Source organism: Bdellovibrio reynosensis (assembly GCF_022814725.1).
GTDB lineage: Bacteria > Bdellovibrionota > Bdellovibrionia > Bdellovibrionales > Bdellovibrionaceae > Bdellovibrio > Bdellovibrio reynosensis.
In genome coordinates, this window is sequence record NZ_CP093442.1 from 1,559,360 (window position 1) to 1,578,920 (window position 19,561).

21 protein-coding genes are annotated in these 19,561 nt (G+C 43.9%); 12 read left to right on the forward strand and 9 right to left on the reverse strand.

Going from position 1 to position 19,561, the window contains the following annotated elements; all coding sequences use genetic code 11:
- The first annotated feature begins 22 nt into the window (after positions 1–22).
- Genes MNR06_RS07230 through MNR06_RS07240 form a run of 3 tightly spaced genes read left to right on the forward strand, consistent with a single transcriptional unit; the run spans position 23 to position 5,305 of the window.
- Positions 23–1,828 (forward strand): FecR domain-containing protein, encoded by a 1,806-nt coding sequence (locus MNR06_RS07230; protein WP_243540544.1) that lies wholly within the window; start codon positions 23–25, stop codon positions 1,826–1,828.
- Positions 1,828–3,435, forward strand: coding sequence for a fibronectin type III domain-containing protein (locus tag MNR06_RS07235; RefSeq protein WP_243540545.1), 1,608 nt, complete (start codon positions 1,828–1,830; stop codon positions 3,433–3,435). The genes MNR06_RS07230 and MNR06_RS07235 overlap by 1 nt, the downstream gene beginning before the upstream one ends.
- A gap of 43 nt (positions 3,436–3,478) precedes the next feature.
- Positions 3,479–5,305, forward strand: coding sequence for an adenylate/guanylate cyclase domain-containing protein (locus MNR06_RS07240; protein ID WP_243540546.1), 1,827 nt, complete (start codon positions 3,479–3,481; stop codon positions 5,303–5,305).
- A 321-nt stretch (positions 5,306–5,626) separates the two neighbouring features.
- Here the strand turns inward: MNR06_RS07240 and MNR06_RS07245 are convergent, their stop codons facing one another.
- From MNR06_RS07245 to MNR06_RS07260, 4 genes are read right to left on the reverse strand one after another with little or no spacing between them, the layout of a single operon-like run.
- Positions 5,627–6,892, reverse strand: a complete 1,266-nt coding sequence (locus MNR06_RS07245) for an ABC transporter permease (RefSeq protein WP_243540547.1) — start codon at positions 6,890–6,892, stop codon at positions 5,627–5,629.
- Positions 6,892–7,584: an ABC transporter ATP-binding protein gene (locus MNR06_RS07250; RefSeq protein ID WP_243540548.1), complete on the reverse strand. Its 693-nt coding sequence runs from the start codon at positions 7,582–7,584 to the stop codon at positions 6,892–6,894. The genes MNR06_RS07245 and MNR06_RS07250 overlap by 1 nt, the downstream gene beginning before the upstream one ends.
- Positions 7,571–8,092: a ZrgA family zinc uptake protein gene (locus MNR06_RS07255; protein WP_243540549.1), complete on the reverse strand. Its 522-nt coding sequence runs from the start codon at positions 8,090–8,092 to the stop codon at positions 7,571–7,573. The genes MNR06_RS07250 and MNR06_RS07255 overlap by 14 nt, the downstream gene beginning before the upstream one ends.
- 14 nt (positions 8,093–8,106) lie before the next feature.
- Positions 8,107–8,556 carry a DUF3299 domain-containing protein gene (locus MNR06_RS07260; RefSeq protein WP_243540550.1) on the reverse strand — a complete coding sequence of 150 codons (450 nt, stop codon included), beginning with the start codon at positions 8,554–8,556 and terminating at the stop codon, positions 8,107–8,109.
- Positions 8,557–8,658: 102 nt separating this feature from the next.
- Between MNR06_RS07260 and hisS the strand changes: the two genes are divergently transcribed.
- Positions 8,659–9,909, forward strand: coding sequence for a histidine--tRNA ligase (gene hisS / locus MNR06_RS07265; RefSeq protein ID WP_243540551.1), 1,251 nt, complete (start codon positions 8,659–8,661; stop codon positions 9,907–9,909).
- Positions 9,910–10,110: 201 nt separating this feature from the next.
- Here the strand turns inward: hisS and lgt are convergent, their stop codons facing one another.
- Positions 10,111–11,169 (reverse strand): prolipoprotein diacylglyceryl transferase, encoded by a 1,059-nt coding sequence (lgt, locus tag MNR06_RS07270; RefSeq protein ID WP_243540552.1) that lies wholly within the window; start codon positions 11,167–11,169, stop codon positions 10,111–10,113.
- An 82-nt stretch (positions 11,170–11,251) separates the two neighbouring features.
- Here lgt and MNR06_RS07275 point away from each other — a divergent pair, with 82 nt between their 5' ends.
- On the forward strand, positions 11,252–12,010 hold the full coding sequence (locus MNR06_RS07275; RefSeq protein ID WP_243540554.1) for a hypothetical protein: 759 nt from the start codon (positions 11,252–11,254) through the stop codon (positions 12,008–12,010).
- A 324-nt stretch (positions 12,011–12,334) separates the two neighbouring features.
- Here MNR06_RS07275 and MNR06_RS07280 read toward each other — a convergent pair whose 3' ends face one another.
- The 4 genes from MNR06_RS07280 to MNR06_RS07295 form a co-directional block, all read right to left on the reverse strand.
- Positions 12,335–13,078: a hypothetical protein gene (locus MNR06_RS07280; protein ID WP_243540555.1), complete on the reverse strand. Its 744-nt coding sequence runs from the start codon at positions 13,076–13,078 to the stop codon at positions 12,335–12,337.
- A gap of 99 nt (positions 13,079–13,177) precedes the next feature.
- Positions 13,178–13,726, reverse strand: coding sequence for an outer membrane beta-barrel protein (locus MNR06_RS07285; RefSeq protein ID WP_243540556.1), 549 nt, complete (start codon positions 13,724–13,726; stop codon positions 13,178–13,180).
- Positions 13,727–13,782: 56 nt separating this feature from the next.
- Complete coding sequence (locus tag MNR06_RS07290) at positions 13,783–14,970, reverse strand: RsmB/NOP family class I SAM-dependent RNA methyltransferase (protein WP_243540557.1); 1,188 nt, start codon at positions 14,968–14,970, stop codon at positions 13,783–13,785.
- On the reverse strand, positions 14,967–15,578 hold the full coding sequence (locus MNR06_RS07295; RefSeq protein WP_243540558.1) for a hypothetical protein: 612 nt from the start codon (positions 15,576–15,578) through the stop codon (positions 14,967–14,969). Before MNR06_RS07295 ends, MNR06_RS07290 begins: the two co-directional genes overlap by 4 nt.
- A gap of 148 nt (positions 15,579–15,726) precedes the next feature.
- Here MNR06_RS07295 and nrdR point away from each other — a divergent pair, with 148 nt between their 5' ends.
- From nrdR to MNR06_RS07330, 7 genes are all read left to right on the forward strand, one after another.
- Positions 15,727–16,311 (forward strand): transcriptional regulator NrdR, encoded by a 585-nt coding sequence (nrdR, locus tag MNR06_RS07300; protein ID WP_243540559.1) that lies wholly within the window; start codon positions 15,727–15,729, stop codon positions 16,309–16,311.
- Entirely contained in the window at positions 16,250–16,657 is a 408-nt protein-coding gene (gene nusB, locus MNR06_RS07305; RefSeq protein ID WP_243540560.1) for a transcription antitermination factor NusB, read from the forward strand. Before nrdR ends, nusB begins: the two co-directional genes overlap by 62 nt.
- Complete coding sequence (locus MNR06_RS07310) at positions 16,657–17,109, forward strand: hypothetical protein (RefSeq protein WP_243540561.1); 453 nt, start codon at positions 16,657–16,659, stop codon at positions 17,107–17,109. Before nusB ends, MNR06_RS07310 begins: the two co-directional genes overlap by 1 nt.
- Positions 17,110–17,183: 74 nt before the next feature.
- Positions 17,184–17,741, forward strand: coding sequence for a GTP cyclohydrolase (locus MNR06_RS07315; protein WP_243540563.1), 558 nt, complete (start codon positions 17,184–17,186; stop codon positions 17,739–17,741).
- The gene (locus MNR06_RS07320; protein WP_243540564.1) at positions 17,741–18,589 is read left to right on the forward strand and encodes a pyruvate, water dikinase regulatory protein; all 849 of its coding nucleotides are present in this window, start codon (positions 17,741–17,743) and stop codon (positions 18,587–18,589) included. The genes MNR06_RS07315 and MNR06_RS07320 overlap by 1 nt, the downstream gene beginning before the upstream one ends.
- A gap of 133 nt (positions 18,590–18,722) precedes the next feature.
- Entirely contained in the window at positions 18,723–19,232 is a 510-nt protein-coding gene (locus MNR06_RS07325) for a hypothetical protein (RefSeq protein ID WP_243540565.1), read from the forward strand.
- A 9-nt stretch (positions 19,233–19,241) separates the two neighbouring features.
- Complete coding sequence (locus MNR06_RS07330) at positions 19,242–19,547, forward strand: hypothetical protein (protein WP_243540566.1); 306 nt, start codon at positions 19,242–19,244, stop codon at positions 19,545–19,547.
- Positions 19,548–19,561 lie beyond the last annotated feature (14 nt).

Consider the following 19,561-nt stretch of genomic DNA (forward strand, 5'->3'; position numbering starts at 1 on the left):
GAAAAAAGATTGTGGAGGATTAATGAAAAAACAGTGGAAACGCTTGCTTGTCGCAGCATTAAGCTCGTCATCTGTGTTTGCTGTGACTTGGTATTGGTACCAGTCAACTGGCAATTCTAATTCCTCCTATGGCAATGAAAAGCCTTTGGCCTATGTTGGTAAAGTTGTTGAAGACATTCAACGTCGTCCTGCTTCCCGTCTTTTGTGGCAACTCGTAAACACAGGTGAGCCTCTTTATAATGGTGAAGCGATCCGTACCAGTGAAAAAGGCGAAGTGCGCATTCAGTTCGTAGATTCAGATCGTTACTTGGATCTGGAACCAGAATCTTTGATCGTTATTAAAAGATCCCAAGGTGAAATCGCCCTTGATCTTATGGAAGGTAGTTTATTCGTTAATGCCAAAGCTGGTGGCGACAGTAAAGATGCTCCAGGCCTGGTGTTAAACTCTGCTAACGGTAAAGTTGATCTTTCCCAAGCGTCGGCCTCTTTATCTAAAGGTAAAGGTAACTCGGTTGATGTCCAAGTCTTAGAAGGTAAAGCGTCAATCAAAGGATCTGATGGTAAAAGCAAAGATTTAACTTCTGCGACAACAGAAATTAAAATCCTTGCCCCATTGCCACAAAAACCAATCGCCATGGATGCTGAAGCTCCACAGCCAGTGCAATTCCAGTGGAGTGGCTTTCCTGCAAATACTCAAGTTTCCTTGTGGGTAGGATCTAGCCGAAAGGAACTTAAAGAGGTTGCTAAATCTGATTTAAATCAGTCCCAGCTTTCTGCAAATTTACCTTTTGGCCGCCACTACTGGAAGTTAGTAGGAACAACACCCGACGGAAAAAATGTGGCTGAAAGTACGATTTATAAGTCGGAAGTTTTAGCTCGTTATGCTCCAACGGTGGTCTTCCCACTTTCAGATGCAGAAATCCCTGCAACGGCAACGCCGTTTGATGTGACATTTAAATGGCAAAAGGGTGATGACACTCGCCAAACGACTTTGGAAGTTTGGAAAGATGCCGCTTTAAAACAAAAACTGACTTCAAAATCTTTTGCTAGTGATGAAGCATTCACCCTGCCCGCTTTGGATGCCGGAACCTACTATTATAGAATGGGTGCTTACTTCACCGATTCCGATAAACCGATTTTAGGTAAAGTTCAAAAGTTCACTGTCAAACCAGCAGAACAAGTGAAAGTTCAAGCAGAGATTATTCCTGTTCAAGTGAACTTCACAATGCCAGAAGCTCAGTATTCTCAATACTTCGTGCAAAATCCAAAAGTGGGTTTAAGTTGGAAGACTGATAAAAACGAGCACGTGAATAGTTACCGCGTAAAACTATTAGAAGAAAATGCCGATCCATCTTCAGCAACTAGTCTTGAAGTGAAAGATCTTAATGTCCAGGCACCCGTGACTAAACCAGGTCGCTACATTGCTTCCGTTGAAGCTTTAAATAAAGACGGTCAAGTTCTTGGCACAACAACGTCACAACCTTTGACGCTTGCAGTGTTACCACTGTTGAAATCACCACAGCTTTTACCGGCTGAAGGAAATCTTCAAGCGGCATCTGATGGAAAAACTCAGCTAGAATGGAACCCGGTTGAAGGTGCTAAAGAATACTGGTTAGTGATTCGCAAACAAGGAAAAGAGTTGAAGCGCTCTAAGTACACGAACACAACGACTTCATTAAAAAACCTTTTACCTGGTGAATACGATCTTGAATTAACGGCGATGGACACCCACGGTCGCTCAAGCGAAGTGGGGCCTATTAGAAAACTATTAGTGCCTGATAAATCAGGATTAAAAGCTCCGACTTTGAAAAAGATTAAGGTCAATTGATGCGTTTAATGACGAGCTTCCTTATTTTAATTTTCACTTTCTGGACTGCAGTGGTCTGGGCGGCACCGTATCGCCGTTTAGTGAACTTTGAGTGGGAAGAAATCGAAGGCGCAAAAACCTATGAAATCGAACTTCAACAGGCTAAGTCCGAAGGTGGCAAAACCTTTAATTTTAAAGTGAAGGAAGCGGCTTGGAACGGACAACTGACCCCTGGTAAATATATGATGAAACTGCGTGCCCGCGATTATCGAAATGTGCCGGGTGATTGGTCAGAACCAAGTGAATTCAACGTGGGATTAGAAACTGCAGTTTTGAAATACCCACCTGCCCGCGCGAAAATTGGCAGCAAAGAAACTGAAAAAGCAAAAATGGAATTTCAGTGGGCCCCAGTGGGCGGCGCTGATGAATACCAATTTGTTTTAACTTCTGAAGATGGCAAAACCGAAGTTTCTAAAACTTTGACAGAGCCTAATTTCAAAATGGAATTACCCGTAGCCATGAATTACACCTGGAAAATTTCTGCTAACAACAAAGAAGGCATTCAAAGTGATGCCACATCTGTTGGCCAATTTTCTATCCTTGGTAAACCTTTAGAAAATCCAAAAATTGACAAGCCAGAAAGTGAATTCGTTCGTGAAGTGAAATGGAGCCGTCCTGATTACGCTTCGAAATACGACGTTTACGTTTTGAAATATGATACAGCAAACAAAAAATGGGATAAATACAAAGTCTTTAATGATACGCAAGAAGACTCTATTCCTTTTGATGAAACTTGGCCTGGTGGTAAATATCAAATAGCGGTGCGAGCAAAATCAGACATGCGCCCTAGTTCCGCCTTAGTAAAACAAGCCTTTAACGTTCGTCACGGGAATCGCTCTCCGGCTGCGGAATACACGGCTCTAGTAAGAAAATCCATTGATCGAGTCACTGGGTTTTACGCTATTGCAAGTTACCTTCTAACCGACATGAAATTTACGGGAATCAACCCAGAAAACAATTCATCTGTTGCTTACAGTGCGATGGGTGGTACGGGTCGTATGGGTCTTGGTTGGTTTCATCCGGATACGCCTTGGGGATTTTTAAGCATTATCGATTTAAGTGGTTTTACATTTAATGGCAAAACTCACACCTTTGCTTCTGCAGAAATAAACGGCGTTTATAAAAAATCAATGGGTGATCGTGGCGAGTTCAGATTCCAGGCAGGTCCTTATTATAAAGAACTTCCAGAAACAGTGGGTGATCCATTTTCTGGACAATCGCAAGATTTGAAAATCGTTTCTGCGGGCCCTCATTTCGGCGGCGAGTATTGGTATTCTTTAACTCCGAAATTAGGAATCCAAGTGAACATGCATATGTATCTTTCACTGATTAAAGTTGAAACCCCGAATGGTCAGCCACTGAGCCCCTCGGTATCGACTCAATTTGGATTCTTAGGAAGTTACAGATTTAATTCGAAATTTACTGGCTTAATGGGCTATGCCCGACGCGAAGACAGAATGAAATACAAGGCAGTTCCTAGCGCCACCAACTTTGCCGTAGATGGTGACGTGAACGAATCAACTGTCGTTGGTAACTATATTAACTTTTTTGCCGAGTGGGCATTTTAGTTGTTCTTACTCCGGCTAGCCGGAGTGTAGACAGGAGATGGTAATGAGAATACCTATTTCAACAAAACTAATCACCGTGACCATTTTAATTCTGGTCGCGGCTACTGGAACCATCACTTGGATTTCATCTTCGTACTTTGAGAAAAAAGCGTCAGAGCAAGTGGACATCGCAAACTTAGAATCAGCGGCGGCAAAAGCAAAAGAAATTGAAAACATCGTGACTTCATTGGTGGATAAAACCCGTGTGACTGGCTCCCTATTAATGAAGGGCACTTCTGCGAATGCTGGAACTGGTGACGATTTTGATTTCAACTTCACTAAAGATAAAACTTTTATCGCTTTAGAAATTCTTAAGATTGATGGCTCAAAAGTAGAAACTATTGCCCGTCGTGTAAAGGAAGATGCATTGAAAGCCTATGGCTTAAACCCCACTTACATGATTCACGTAAGATCTTGGCAGAAATTTCCAATCAGAAGTGTGGCTACCGGAAGTGTTGAATTAAAAAATGCTTCTTATCCGAAGGCTCCTGCGATGATCACGATTGGTATTCCTTTGGTGCGTGATGACCAAGGCAGAATCACTCATATCGCTTTAGCTGATGTAACTTTAGCTCCATTTGAAAAACCATTCACGGATCCTTCAGAGCGTACTCAGTATTTAATTGATCGTGCCGGAGAGCTTTTAGCCCATAAAGACGAACAGAAAGCGATGGCTCGTTTAAGCATGGCGAAATACCCATTCGTGCAAAAGGCCATGACGACGAAATCACCACAATATCAAACTAAGTTTATAGATCCAGACACAGATAAAAACTTCTTTGGTGCTTCGGTAAAAACCTCTTTTGGTGCGACCGTAATTTCGCAAACCTCTGAAGAAACAATCTTAGAGGTATCCCAAGAGGTTCGCCGACGAGCGATCTTCGTTGCCGGATCTGCGATCTCGATGGCGATTTTCTTTATCTTCCTCTTCTCTATGACCCTGACCTCCCCGATTGAAAAATTGGCAGAGATGATTAACTTAGTATCAAAGGGTAATTTCGATGTGAAAGCCCGCGCCGCTGTTCGTTCCCATGACGAAGTGGGTGACTTAGCGGAAGCCTTCGATCACATGACTGATGGTCTTAAAGAACGTGATAAAGTAAAAAGCCTTTTTTCGAAGTTCCACGGATCTTCTGTAGCAGAGGATTTGATCAACAAGGACATCGGAGTTGGCGGTCAAAGTAAAGAGGTTGTGGTCTTCTTCTCGGATATCCGTGGTTTCACCGCATTTTCTGAAAAACGTCGTCCTGAAGAAGTCGTTGAAATGTTAAATGAATACTTTGGCGTAATGGTTAAAATCATCAACTCCCATGGTGGTGTCGTGGATAAATTTATCGGTGACGCGATCATGGCCGTTTGGGGTGCTCCTAAAAGTTCTGATCGCGATGCGCACATGGCGGTCCGCGCGTGTTTAGAAATGCGCCGTGCCCTTGAAGGTTTAAACGAAAGACGAATTGCCCGTGACCAACCCCCGATCAACATCGGAATGGGTTTGCATGCCGGAAATGCAATTTCAGGAACCATCGGTTCTGATGAGCGTATGGAATATACGGTTATCGGTAACACGGTGAACACCGCTTCCCGTATCGAAGCTTCGACGAAAGCTTTCGGTGCTGACTTACTTATTAGTGATACTGTTATTGAAAGAATTGGCGAAGACTTTAAATATGAACTTGCTGGTGCTGCGGAAGTAAAAGGCCGCTCGGAAGCGCTTAAAATGTTCAAAGTCCGTGGCTATAAAGCAGAAGACGGAACAATGGTGGAAGTGAAAACTCCCTACTCTGATTACGAAGCGGAATCTGCAGATAAAGTGAAAGTTAAAGCTGCTTAGGTCTTGGGTCCTTGCGAGGGATTTTTTCTTGGAGAGTGGGGTTGGTGCGCCTGCTCTACGAGAGGGACGCCGTCCGGGCTCAGTTGCCGCCGCAGCTTTGCTGCGGTTCGCGCATCCATGCGCCGGCAAAGCCCTCTGTTCAGCAGGCGCACCAAACCCACTCTCCAAGAAAAAGTCTTGCTAGGTTTATGATTCAGGGTTTTTAAATTTAATTATTCAGATTTACTTGTAGGATCGAGGATTTTAATCCTAATTTTTTGGGCAAAAAAAACGGCGCTCTGGGCGCCGTTTTTACATTGCTAAACTACCTACTAAATATTTTTACAATCTAACGCTCAGACCATCTTTAAGCGCTAGATTTTGTGCTCTTAGTGCCGGGATCAAACCAATCAAAGTTCCACCGATGAAGGTGATCCCAAGATACATTAGCTCTTTCCACATGAATATTGGGCCAGCAAGGTAAAGACCAAACTCCCCTTCAATCCACGGTCCAAGTACGAGTGCTAAGGTAAACGCTAATGCAGTACCAAGGACAATTCCTAGCAACGTCAATAGCGCTGATTCAAACACCAACAAACCGACAATCTGACCTGACTTAGCGCCGATAGCTCTTAGGATCGCCATTTCTCTGCGGCGTTCATTTAGTGATGTTGTTAAAGCGATTAACATCGCCATGAAACCCACAGCGATTACCATCCACGAAATAATTTTTAGGACACCTTCAACAAAGCTTAGGCCCTGCCATAGTTCGCTAAGAACAACACCAGGAATAATCGCCAAAAGCGGCTCTCCTTTGTAGGTATTCAGTTCTCTTTGTAAACTTAAAGTTTCAATTCTTGATTTAGTCCCAACGAAGAACGCTGTGATGCTGTGAACGTGAAGTTTTTCTTTGCTCAACTGATGTGCCGGCACAATTTTATCTTTTGTCGGTGCTGCACCCTCTTGCCAGTCGACGTGCAGCGCTTCCATGCCTTCTAGTTGCATATAGATAGCACGATCTAGTGGTGTACCCGTTGAAGCTAAAATTCCCGATACAACAAAAGGCTTATCACCGTGATCTTGAATCCCCTCACCTTTTGTTACCCCGTGGGTAACTACGATTTTATCACCGATGCGGTAGTTTAATTTTCTTGCTACTTCGGCACCCAATACCACATCAAACAGTTCTTTAAACTCAATCCCTTGGGCAACTTTAACTTTCTGCTGACCACGATAATGATAGTGCTTAAAGAAATCTTCAGTCGTTCCTACAACGCGGAACCCGCGATGACCATCACCTAAAGAATAGGGAATAGTCCATTCAATCGCCGGATGCTTTTTTAAAGTTTCATAGGTTTCATAGGAAATATTGTGGGTCGCATTTCCCATGTTAAACACTGTATACAAAATTAATTGCAGTGGTCCGCTGCGAGCGCCGACGATCAAATCAGTTTTACTGATGGTTTGAGTGAACCCTTGTTCAGCCGCTCTTTTCGCTCTTTCGACACTTAATAAAAGCATCACGCTTAATGCAATAGAAATCACAGTTAAGATTGTAGCAAACGAGCGGTTCTTTAAAGACTTCAGGGCTAAACTTAGGAAAACCATTACACAACCTTATTAATTGAGTCTAACGAGATGGAGCGTGAAAAAAGTTTTTCAATGTTGCGGTCATGGGAAACAAAAACCACAGTCGTGCCGTACAGATCAGAGAGTTCAAACATCAACTTTAAGAACTTCTCTCTGTGATCAGTATCTAATGCTGAAGTTGGTTCGTCGGCCAATAACAAATCGGGCTTACCTAAAAGGGCACGGGCCACAGCCACACGTTGCTGCTGACCAACACTTAACTCCCCTACTTTTTTTCCTAATAGGTCACCGATGCCTAAGTTTCCACATAGCGCTCGGATCACAAGTGCTGTATCCACGCTGCCTAATCTAGCTCTGCGTGCGGGGCTTAAGTGAATGGGAAGTTCGATATTTTCTTGAACAGTCAGATAATTAATCAAATTGAAATTCTGAAACACGTAACCCATGTGCTCAGCACGGAAGGCATCCCGTTCAGCATCGTTCATCTTTACGAAGTCACAACCTAGGATCTTAAGGCTGCCAGATGTGGGCTTTAAAACCCCGGAAAAAAGCTCAAGCAAAGTGGTCTTACCGGTTCCGCTGGGGCCGTATAAGAACAACTCCTCCCCACGGACTACGGAAAATTCTGGGATTCGCAATGTCGGGTTTTCTTGCCCGGGATAAGTGAACTGTAAATCGCGAATCTCTACCAGAATATTACTTGAGCTCAAGACTTTCTCCGTTCTTAGTGATCTCTGCTGATTTTTGAACTGAATCAACGATCGCATCCACCTGCACTGTTTTAATGCGTGGGAAGGCTTTTTGAAAATTAAATTCAACGCTGGTGCCCGCCACTGGTGCGGTGCAAGTGACTGAAAACTCTGCAATCACTTCGGCGTGGGCGCGGCGTTCTTGATTCACTTCAAAAATTTCTTTTTTGATTTCGCAGTTCAAAGATTTATCAAAGACGATCATGTCCGCAATTTTTTCTTCAAGCTTTGCCAGGCCTTTTTCTTTGCGGGCTTTATCTTTCTTAGATTTAGCTTCGTGCTCAAAGCCATATATGGCTTCTGCATTCACGTGCAGTTCAATTTTTCCTTTTTTATCGTCAAAGCCCATCGTGGTTGTCGCCAAACCATGAAGATGCTTTTTCTGAACTGGAGCGCTTTCCGGTTCTGACTGCGCCGAACTGACATTTGCTGCAAAAACAATAGCTGAAAAAAGAAGAACTTTAAACACAAGGACCTCCTCAGTTATTTGTACGGTTCAACAGCTTCCCCAACGAGCTCAAACGAGGCATCGCCGTACATTGATTTTTTAGTAACTAGATTCAAAGTACCATATACCCAAATCGGCCCTACGGCTACTTCCGTTCCGCGCTTCATTTTAACATACACCATTTGATTTGGTGGAGGCGCAGGAACGTGAATGCATGCCTGAGGACTTGGAACCAATAAAAACTCAATCACATCTTTTTGATCATCCTCTAATGGCACCATGAAGCCAGGGATTTTAACGGCCTTCCCGTTTAAAGAGGTCAGCTCTGAAGAACCTGTTCCTGAGATATAATCCATCTCGCCCAAAAGGCGCCAATCGACTTCCACCCCGTTTAAATTAGCAGAACCGCCACCAATGCCGTGATAAATCACTGCCCCCGTGACAACCGCTAATATAAAAATACCCGCTAAAACCCACTTTTTCATATTCTATTATTAAAGACCATTCTGACCTAAATATGCAATAGCTTTGCGCCCCGTCGGCGCCTCTGATATAAGAGAATCCTTAGCGTAAATACGAGGCCTAATATGAGCAGCAAAATTCAAAGAGTTCGTGGCACCAGAGACCTTCTTCCCGAGGACAGTCTTGTTTTCCGTTTTGTCGAAGATTCAGCCTATGATGCCGCTTTGTTGTACGGTTTCGGCGAAATTGAAACTCCGATTTTTGAATTTTCTGAAGTATTTCACCGCACTCTTGGCGAAACCAGCGATGTTGTCAGTAAAGAGACTTATGATTTTACAGATCGCAGCGGAGAGAAACTCACTTTGAGACCCGAAGGAACAGCGGGTGTCGCGCGCGCATTTATCTCTGAAGGCTTAAGTCAAAATCTGCCATTAAAATATTATTACTCTGGACCTATGTTTCGATATGAGCGACCACAAAAAGGACGATATCGTCAATTTTACCAATTGGGCGCAGAGTGTTTAGGTTATGACAGCCCCCTAGCTGACGTAGAATGCATTTCTTTAGCGTGGGATCTTTTAAAGAAAATCGGCATTTCTGCTGACTGCACTTTAGAAATTAACACCCTTGGAGACGCTGAAAGCAGAGCTGCTTACAGAAATGCTTTAGTGCAGTACTTTACCGCACACCAGGATCAGCTTTCTGCTGATAGCAAAACTAGATTAGAAAAAAATCCGCTAAGAATTTTAGATTCTAAAGATGAGGGCGATAAAAAGCTCAATGCCAACGCTCCGTCTTTACAAGATCACTTGAATGAAAATTCCAAAAACTTTTTCGCCAAAGTTTTAGCAGGCATCGAAAAACTAGGAATCCCGTACAAAGTGAATGATCACTTGGTGCGTGGCCTAGATTACTACTGCCACACTGTTTTTGAATTCACGACAGCAAAACTAGGCGCGCAAGGCACAGTGCTAGCTGGCGGCCGTTACGACGGTTTGATCGAAATGATGGGCGGACCAAAAACTCCAGGTGTTGGCTGGGCTGCGGGCATTGACCGCTTAGCTGACTTAACACCAAAAGAGTTAGCAATTAAAAATGAAGTGTTAGTTGCCATCATAGGCGCTGACGACGACGGCGAAGAAGAAAGCGTTAAGGTCGCCCACGAAATCCGTTCACGCGGAATCAAAGCCGAAAACTTCTTAAGCGGCAAAATGGGCAAAAAAATGCAAAAAGCCAACAAGATGAACGCAAACTACGCGCTAATCTTAGGCGGCAACGAAGTAAAAAACAAAACTGTCACAATTAAAAACTTCGCAACCGGCGACCAATCCGAAATCACCCGCGAAGCATTGAAGTCTTTTGAATTTAAAAATTAAATATCAACATATCTAAAATAAAAAAACGCAGGCGAAGCTCTGCGTTTTTTTATTCCCCCTACCGAGAACAAGGGTCGGTCAAAAGTAGTCAGATGCAAGGCGGAGGTAGTTTGCCGCAACGGAGGCGTACCCGTAGGGTACGTTGGAGTGAAGGCAGGCTGCCGACAACGCAGTCAGCTGGCTGCTTTTCACCGACCCGGATTACTTGCGATTCAGCTTGATTGAATGACCACGCCCCCATCCAGGAATAGTCAAAGACGAAGCTCTTGTCCAAACAACCATCAAGATAATGCCGATAACAAACATCGCTGCACTTAACCACTGACCACGTGTTAAGCCCAACCATTGGAAACCGATATGGGCATCGGGCATTCTGAACTCTTCATTAATCACACGCACTGTTGCGTATAAAATCACGAAGCAAGCCGCGATAAATCCTGGCTTACGCGGTCTTCTCCAAAGGAAGAAAAGCACGATAAAGCAGAATAAACCTTCCAGCAAACCAGCAATCAATTGCGACGGATAACGGGCAATCAACAATGGCGCGATGGCTTCTTTGGCTGCTGTATTTCCTTCTTGAATGCTTTCAACAATCTTATTTAAAACGCCGTAAACTTGATCCCGGGCTGCAGGATCAAAACGGAATTTATCCGTAAGTTCTAACCACTGTTCACGGGTGAATCCTACTTTTTCTACAACAGGAGCAAGTTCCGCTAATTTTTCCGCCCCCTGGCTTGGCCAAGAAAAAATATCTTGCGGAAACTTCACAGGGAACGGGAAATCTGCTGGAGCAGGACGACCCACAAGTTCACCGTTGATGAAGTTCGCGATACGACCAAAGAAAACTCCCAAAGGTCCCACGGAAGCGACTAGGTCTAAAAGGTAAAGTGAATTTACAGAGTATTTACGGGCAAACAACAAGCAGGCAACAACGATACCGATGATTCCACCGTGGCTCGCCATCCCGCCTTCGTTCACTGCTAACAAGCCCCAGAAAGGAAATTCTGATTTAAATTTTAAGAAAAGATCTGGTCCGTAGAAAAGCACATAACCTAAGCGGCCACCTACCAAAGTTCCGATCGCGCAGTAAGTGATAAAATCACCAACCATGTTCGGAGAAAGACCGGCTCTTTGTCGGCGCGCAAGCCATTTGATGATCAGATAAGCACAGATAAATCCCACCATGTAGGACAAACCATACCAACGAATACCAAAATTGCCGGAGATTCTTAGCGCAAACGGATCAAAATCATGAACCACAACGTATCCTTCTTTGAGACGTTAACTTGTATCAACGTGGGAATTCTTAGACCTTGCACAATAAAAGCGAGAAAATGGATACATGTCTAGGTTTTCATCTTTAGTTCTACTCTGCATTATGGTGTTTTCATCTCTGTCCTACGCGCAAAAAACTCGCCGCTGGGGCATCGACTTGGATCTTACAAAACGCGCTGCTGACCGCGAAAAGGGCCGCTGGTCCCTCGGGGAATGGTTAGAAATGAAAGAGCGCAACCGCATGATGGACATGTGGCTGTCGATGAACTCGCCCTCCCCTTTTGAATTTTCAATTAGTGGGGCGTTAAAGAACTACAAATCCGAAGTCGAAGGCGGCGCCACGAGCGAATCCTATTCGACATTCTTTAGTGAGTTTTCTGCCTATGCCCAGTTCGTCGGGATCACGGCAGAATACGAAAATAACGGTGACGAGGGCTATAACGACGTCAACGGAATGCTAAATATCCGTTTACTTGGAGATTCAATCCAAAATACCGCCTTTACCATCCACTACGGCCAAAGAGCCCACGATAACGACACCAGCGGCCGCAGAACCCAACAATTCGGCCAAGTAAGCCTGCAAGTATATCTGACTAAATATTTCGGAATAGACGGCAAATACCGCCATTACCTACCAATAGACACTGAAAGCTTAGGAAACATAGAAGGAAGCCAAAGCGAAGCCGGAGTCTTCATCGACTTCAACGCCTTCAGAATTTTCGGAACGTGGTACAAAGAACAAGAAAAGACAAAACTACCCGCAGCAACTGATACAACCACCACAGATAGAACCGGAATCAAAAGCGGCCTAAAAATTTTCTTCTAACACCACCGCATCGGTAACGCGCCGTAGACCCAAAAAAGCAAAAAATGCCAGGAAGGCATTTTTTCGCGTCAGCCCGAAGGGCAAGGGCACGAGCCCGCCGCAAGCAGGCACTTCCGAGGCGGCAAAGCCGACGAGCAAAAAAAAAAGGATCGACTCAATGTCGATCCTTTTTTTATCCCCGAGCCTGGCAAAACAGGAGCTGTCAAAAAGGTCCCGATGCAAGGCGGAGGTTTTTTTCCGAAACGGAGGCGTGGCAGCGCCACGTCGGAGAGAAGAAAAAAGGCCGACAACGCAGTCAGCGGGGCCTTTTTCACAGCTCCCAGCTTATTGAAGTTGTTTTAGTGAGTTGTCGCCACTTACGAAGTAGGACTCTGTAGATTGCTCATGAGCAACTGCAGAAGTTACTTTCCATTCCATGTTCATAACCATACCAGCTACAGGATCTTTTTTAGAACCTGTGTTGAATACAGATGGAATTTCAGCTTTAGCATCAAACGTGAAGCCCCAAGCTACAGATACGTTCGCTGGAAGGAAAGTTGCGTTTGTGATGTATTTACCAACACCGTCAGCTGAACCGCCTGCAGTGTAAATAACACGGTAAGAGTAATCTACAACAGACATACCGAAACCGTTTTCGTATACCACGTTGTAAACTTTAGAATTTGGAACGTTCCAACCAGAAAGATCAGACCAGCAAGTCAAACCTTTTGGAAGTGCGTTTGCAGAATCTAATTTCAAGTTAACAACCGGGCGACCCGCTTGGATCACAGCGAAGATTTTTTTACCGATATTGATGATTTGATCTACGATCAATTCAACAACGTTCAACGGATTTGCAGCATCAAGAACAGAAGTTTCAGAAGATGTTCTAGCTACGAAATCAGCTCCTGTGTTGCAATCTTCGTTAAGACCATTAACAGAGTTTGTCGTCGCTTTGAATTGTTGAGCGTATTGCTCAGTAACGTCAGTCACAGTTACTTTTTTAATTTCGAAATATGCCTTATCAACCGCGAAAGCTGAAGATGCCATTCCTAGTGTCAATGCCATTGCCATTAGAGAACGAATCATTATGGACCCCCTTATTTGTTGCGGAGTTTTCTATCAGCCGGAATTTCGTGTTTCAAATAAAAAAGCGAGGTTGCTAATATCTTTAGCGATTAACGCAGACTACCAAGATTTAGAAACAGTAATCATTGGGAAAATCCACGTTTTTGAGTTCGAAGTTGTGGATTCTGTGCTTGAAACGACCTTTTTTGTATATGTGGCCATGTAATAATTGAAAGAGGCCCCAACGCGAAGATCATCTTTGATTTCAGGAGCCACACCAAACTGAAGCCATAGACTTGTGCCTGACCAAGTTTCGTTCGTAGTCCCATCACTGTAGGTGGCAGAGCTTTTTAAATTATATACTCCCGCCAAATTGAAAACATTGTTTTTGCCGAACGTCCATTTCAAGTAAGGACCGGTATCCAATGTCGTAAATGTATCAGTTGAAGTTCCCGTCGCAGTTGTCGAGATGCCAGAGAAATTCCAACCGCCCCACACGTTTTTGTTATAGGTGAAAAGCACACCTAAATTCCAAAAATATCCCGAAGACGCCGTTGATGTCGGAGTTTTCAAACTGTCAGACAAATAGGTAGCACCCACCTCAAGCAACATTCCTGCTTGGGCTTTCACGCTAAACAAAATAAGAACTAAAGCGACTACCTTCTTCACACTTTTCCTATCGGAAGAAGGTCACAAAGATTGCAGGTCTTGCTCTGGGATTTAGACTAACGTCGTTCTAAAAGGGCTGCGTAAAAACCGTCAAAGCCTTCTTTATCTGGACGAAGGTGAACCTGTTTTAACAAAGTCCAGTTGGCTCCGTGTTCAGCTAGGAATCTTTCAACCTGTTTTTCATTCTCGCTTGGAAGCAAGCTGCAAGTTGCATAAACCAAGCGCCCGCCCTTTTTAGTCATCGTGCAATAGCTAGTCAGAATTTCGTACTGCAACTGATGCAGACGAGAAATTTCATCGTTAGTCAGCTTCCATTTTGTATCTGGATTACGACGAAGAACGCCCATTCCAGAACAAGGCACGTCTAACAACACGCGGTCCGCTGTTTCTTCTAAACGCTTAATCACTTTGGTATTATCAATCACGCGGGTTTCGATCACATCGACACCGTCACGGGCTGCTCTGGTTTTTAATTCTTTTAATTTCCACTCGTGAATATCCAAAGAAATAATTTTTCCTTTGTTCTTCATAAGCGAAGCCATGTGCAAACTTTTACCACCAGCACCAGCGCACGCATCAATCACACGATGGCCTGGTTCAACACCCAATAGCGGCGCCACCACTTGTGAAGCCGCATCTTGAACTTCAAACCAACCTTTTTTGAAAGGCTCTGTGATAAATACGTTTTTACGAACCGTCAGTTTTAAAGCGTCAGGTAAATCTGCAGAAACTTTTGTTGCTTGGATTTCTTCTTTGGCCAAGGCCTTGATCAACTCATCAGGAGTCGTTTTTAAAGTATTCGTGCGCAAAAAAACTTCCGCGGGCTTATTTAACGCACGAACGATCTCTTTAAAATCTTCGCCAAGTTCTTGAATGCCACGTTCGTACATCCAATCAGGAATGGATTGCGCGACCGCGAAAGAAGGAAGATCTTTGGCGCGGGCTTGAACTGATTTTTCAGACAACCCTTCTAACTCTTCCCAGTCAGGAAGTTCGTTACCTTGACGAAGCCAGTAAGCTCCCCAAATTTTCCAGAAGTCGTTGTCGTCAGCAAGGTGAGCAAGAAGCCTTTCCCAGCGCACAATTTCGTAAACAGTTTCAGCAAAGAATTTGCGGTCCCTAGCGCCCCAACGACGGTTGGCTTTCATGTGACGTTCAATCACCTTGTCGGAGTACTGCCCTTGTTCAAAAATTTCATCAAGAGCCTGAATAATCTGTTCTACGATATGTCTATGTATTTTCAAAATGTAAATACCAAGCCAAAGGCTAAGAAGGTTCCGTTAAGCTGCCCCGAAGAAAGCAGCAAAAGGTGGTTTTTTAAACCAGCTTCAATGAAGAAGCCAGTGTTTTCAAAGATATTGAAAAAGCGTGCACCCGCAATCAACTGATAGTCCAACGACAAAGAAGATTTGCCAGAGACTTGTTTAAAAAACACACCCGGCCCAATGCCTGCGCCGAAATAAAGAGGAAAACGTGAGGAAGCATCTGGGAAAGTAATCATCGGTACAAATGAAATCTTACTGCTGTTTTCATCACCCACTTCAAATTCCGCATAATCAATACGCAGATTTAAATCCATCGAGTTGTACCATTCACCGATGCGGTACGTGACGCCGAAATTATTTCCTCCGACATCATCTTCCTGCCCGTTTTTACCCCACTCATAAGATTGCGAAGACATGTATTTTCCAAAGTGCAAAGCTAGGTAATGATCCGCAGACGCACCACCAAATGGGGATTGCGCCACATCACGTTTTTGAAAATAGCGAGCAGCTGCATCACGTCCTACGGTTTGGGCAGAAACAACGGAGCTAATAAAGAAGGGCAAAACAACAGCTAGAAAAGTCTTCACAACGCACCTCAATTCTTCCTTCTATTCTTCCAGCTTTTAGTTAAGGAAGTAAGCCTATGACGCATATTGCTATTTACCTTGACATAAGTTGACTGCGAATCGACTGCTCCCTAATCTCCGGACAGCTTTTAAGACGGGACCAAAGACTATGAAATGCCCCTTTTGTGGACATGCAGATGATCGAGTTCTAGATACTCGAGTGCAGAAAGATGGTAGCATCCGCCGCCGCCGTGAATGCCTTGAGTGTAAAGCCCGTTTTTCGACAGTGGAAACCATCATGTTGGCCTTCCCTTTCATCATCAAGAAAGACGGCCGTCGCGAACCCTTCAGCAAAGAAAAAATCCTTAAAGGACTTCAAGCGGCCTGCCAAAAAAGACCGGTCAGCTTGGGACAAATTGATGCCGTAGTGGAAAGAATTTCAGCTTGGGTCATTAATCGTGGCGAAAGCGAAATTTCATCTCGTCTTATTGGCAAAAAAGTCATGGCAGAACTAAAACAGCTAGATGATGTAGCCTACATCCGTTTTGCCAGTGTATACCGTACCTTTAAAGATGTTCAGGAGTTCGTTGAAACTCTTGAAGACGCTGAACTGCTTGATTTTGTGGATGCAAGTAATCCACAATTAAGCCTTACAGCGATGACCTTTGTTGAAAGCGAGAAAAAGCCTAACCATGAAACTGACAGCAAGACGACAAGCCCGCGAGCTCGCACTCCAAATCTTATTTCAAACTGAGTTCGCCCCGCAAATCAGCTTTAAAACTTTCCTAGAAGTCTTTGAACAAAGTCTGGATGCTGAAGTAACCAGCTATGCAGAAACCTTGGTTCAAGGCGTGCAAAGCAATAAAGAAAAAGTCGACGCTAAAATCCAAGCTTCAAGTGCCCACTGGAAAGTGGAGCGCATGGCGACCATCGATCGCAATATTTTGCGTATCGCAGTTTATGAAATGAAATTCGCTTCTGAACCTATCAAAGAAAACATCGCTATCAACGAAGCTGTTGAGATCGCGAAAAAATACGGCACTACTGATTCAGCAAGTTTTGTTAACGGACTTTTGGATCAGGTGGGTAAGGCTTACTAATGGCCATTAGCGTACTATCCCAAGCCAGCGCATTAAATCCCGGTTCTGACCTGTGGATCGTGCCTGACTTGGAAAAGTCGCAGTGGACCGCCCGCCTTGACTGGTACCTGAATTTTCAAATCTGCAAATCTGCGCGGCATAAATCGGCTGTGATCCCTGAATTTTTAAATAAGGTTATTACCGAAACCGAAATTGAAACTTCAGCGGTAGGCGCAAAGACTTCAGCACCGTTGATGATTTCAAGTGAACAACTGCTACCGAATAAGTGGGTTGTTATTTTGCCTTGGCAAGGTGATATGAACACTTGGACCAATCAGGCATTAGAAATTTGGCAAAAATTAAAATCACCAAGCCTGCGTATTTTCCTGCCACCTGGACAAAGTACCGGGAACATTCCAAAAGTTTTCGAAGGCCAACAGAGTCCCTCTGACCTAACCGTCGTGCTTGATTAACTCCGCGTTCCTCGGGACAATAAATAAAGAACTTTGCAGGAAGCAGAGTCTGTTACGTTGTCGGAGCGTTAATCATGGAAAAGATATCTGAATCGTTCATTTCAAAAATCACAATGTTACAAAAGCGTTTTGAGTCGTTCTTAGAAAATGACTTTGATAACAAGGTCGAAGAAAAAGAGCGCGATCAAACCCCATTTGAATCTTCCCGTGATGTATCTTTGGTCCGTGGTATTTCACAAGGCCTGCCTGAAGATCACATTGATCGCGCTATCATCGTTTTTTCAAGATTAGCGATGCTTTTTGATGGCGGAGTTTTATTAGAAAACAACGACGGCTTATGGAAAGCCCAAGCCTACTTTCATAAAGGTGTCAGTCACCTAATTAAAACCAACACCAAACCTACTTTGAAACTTCCAGAAATGAATTTAATGGCTGTTTTAAAAACGGACTCTAAAGCGATGTTAGCCCGCCTTCAGCTGCTGCAATTGGATCCAAACCAGCGTGCTGAATGTTTACTAATCAAAGTAAGTCCTGATTTTGCATTTATCCTATTTTCTGAAATGGCCGACTTGTGGTTAAAAGAACATATCGAAAACGTGCGTCGCGCTTTAATAAATGGATTTGCTGACTAATGACTGACGGTGAAAATAAAACCTACACGATTTATATAGTTTCAGATTCCACCGGGGAAACCGCAGCGACGATGATTCGTGCGGCCCTTGTGCAGTACTCTACGAAAGAAATTAATATCATTCGTTGTAAAAACGTGCGCACAGAAGCCCAGGCAGAAGCCGTGATCGAAGAATGCTTCGAACGCCGCGGTATGCTTGCCTACACGGTTGCCAGCTCGCAGTTAAGAAATAAAATCAGAGAGATAGCATCAGGCAAAGGCATTCCCTATTTCGACTTACTGGGACCTTTATTAAACACTTTAGATACTTTCTTTGGTGAACATTCTGAAGCCCATGTCGGGGCTTTGCGTGCTGTGGATGAAAGATACTTTAAACGCATTGAAGCTATCGAATACACAGTTAAACACGACGACGGAAAAACTTTTGCAGAGCTAGATAAAGCAGACATCGTTTTAGTAGGAATTTCTAGAACCAGCAAAACTCCTCTTTCGATTTTCTTAAGTCATAAAGGCTGGAAAGTCGCCAACGTGCCGATGGTGCTTGATACTCCACTGCCCGAAGAATTATTCAAAATCGATCAGCGCCGCATTGTGGGATTGATTATTGATATGGATTCTTTGCAGCGCATTCGCAAAAGCCGATTAGAAAAATTCGGACAGGATCCTGGTGGTGAATATGCCTCTATGGCCCACATCGCGAAAGAAATTGAATACGCCGAAAAGATCTTTAAGCAGAACCGCCGCTGGCCCGTATTTAACGTCACCGAACGTGCTCTAGAGGAAAACGCTTCAGAAATCGTGCGCATCATCGCCGCCCGATTGGGTCTTCCCGACTCTGTTATCTTTTAATAAAACCATCCATTTTCTTAGAATCAAATCCTTAATATAAGAGCCCCATGACCGGAGCTCTTATATATTGGCCGCCAGCCGGTTTTAAACTTGGCTTCGCCCTTGCTTTGTCCTTTCAGTAGCAGGAGGAACCATGAAATTAACCGTGATCTTTTTCACCCTTGTGATTTGTTTTTCAATGCGCACGCAAGCGGCTCAGGTCGTTGGTGTCGAAAGTTGTGACAGTGTAAGCTCGGCCCACCTAGAAATGATGGCTGAAAACTTAGATGAAAACACACTGGCCTTGGCTGTTTCTTATGCGCGCGATCAGGAAATAAACGAAAATCAATGGGCCCTTTCCCCAAGAGCTTGCGAATTTTTCGAGGTCACTGATCAACTTTTACAAGTCACTGAATATTCAACGGAAACAATTGCTATCTGTATGGCTTTAGCGCCGGAACCTGTCTTCACTAAAACAACCGCTGTCGCTTTGGTTTTAGGTAAGCTTGGATTAAGAACTTTAAAAATGGTCGTGCAACATCACAAATCGGAATGTGATGAGATTCGCCAAAGTACCCGCAACTCTGCAGAGATTAAGGTTGAGGTTGAACGCCGGGTTCAAGAAGCTATCCAACAATATATTTCAGAAAAGAAAAAGAAATAAGGAGTCAATATGGGTTCACTTACCGGTCTTCTTAGCGTCGTTGCTTTTCAAATCATCGTGACGTTAATTATCACATTCTATCTATGGAGATTTTGGAAAAACGCCAATACAGTCCTGGCGATTCGATTGTTGGCGTTTGAATTTGTTCTTTATAAGCTCGCTGTGGCCTTTGAGCGATGGCTCAATACCCTGTCCCCCTATGCTTCTATCTACGTCACAGAGATCATGGTTTTTGCACTGTTTATTACCGGAGCCTCTGTCGTGTTTCGCTGGCAACAAGAAAGAAAAGAGCATGAAGAAACGGCCAAAAGTTAAATACTTGTGAAAAA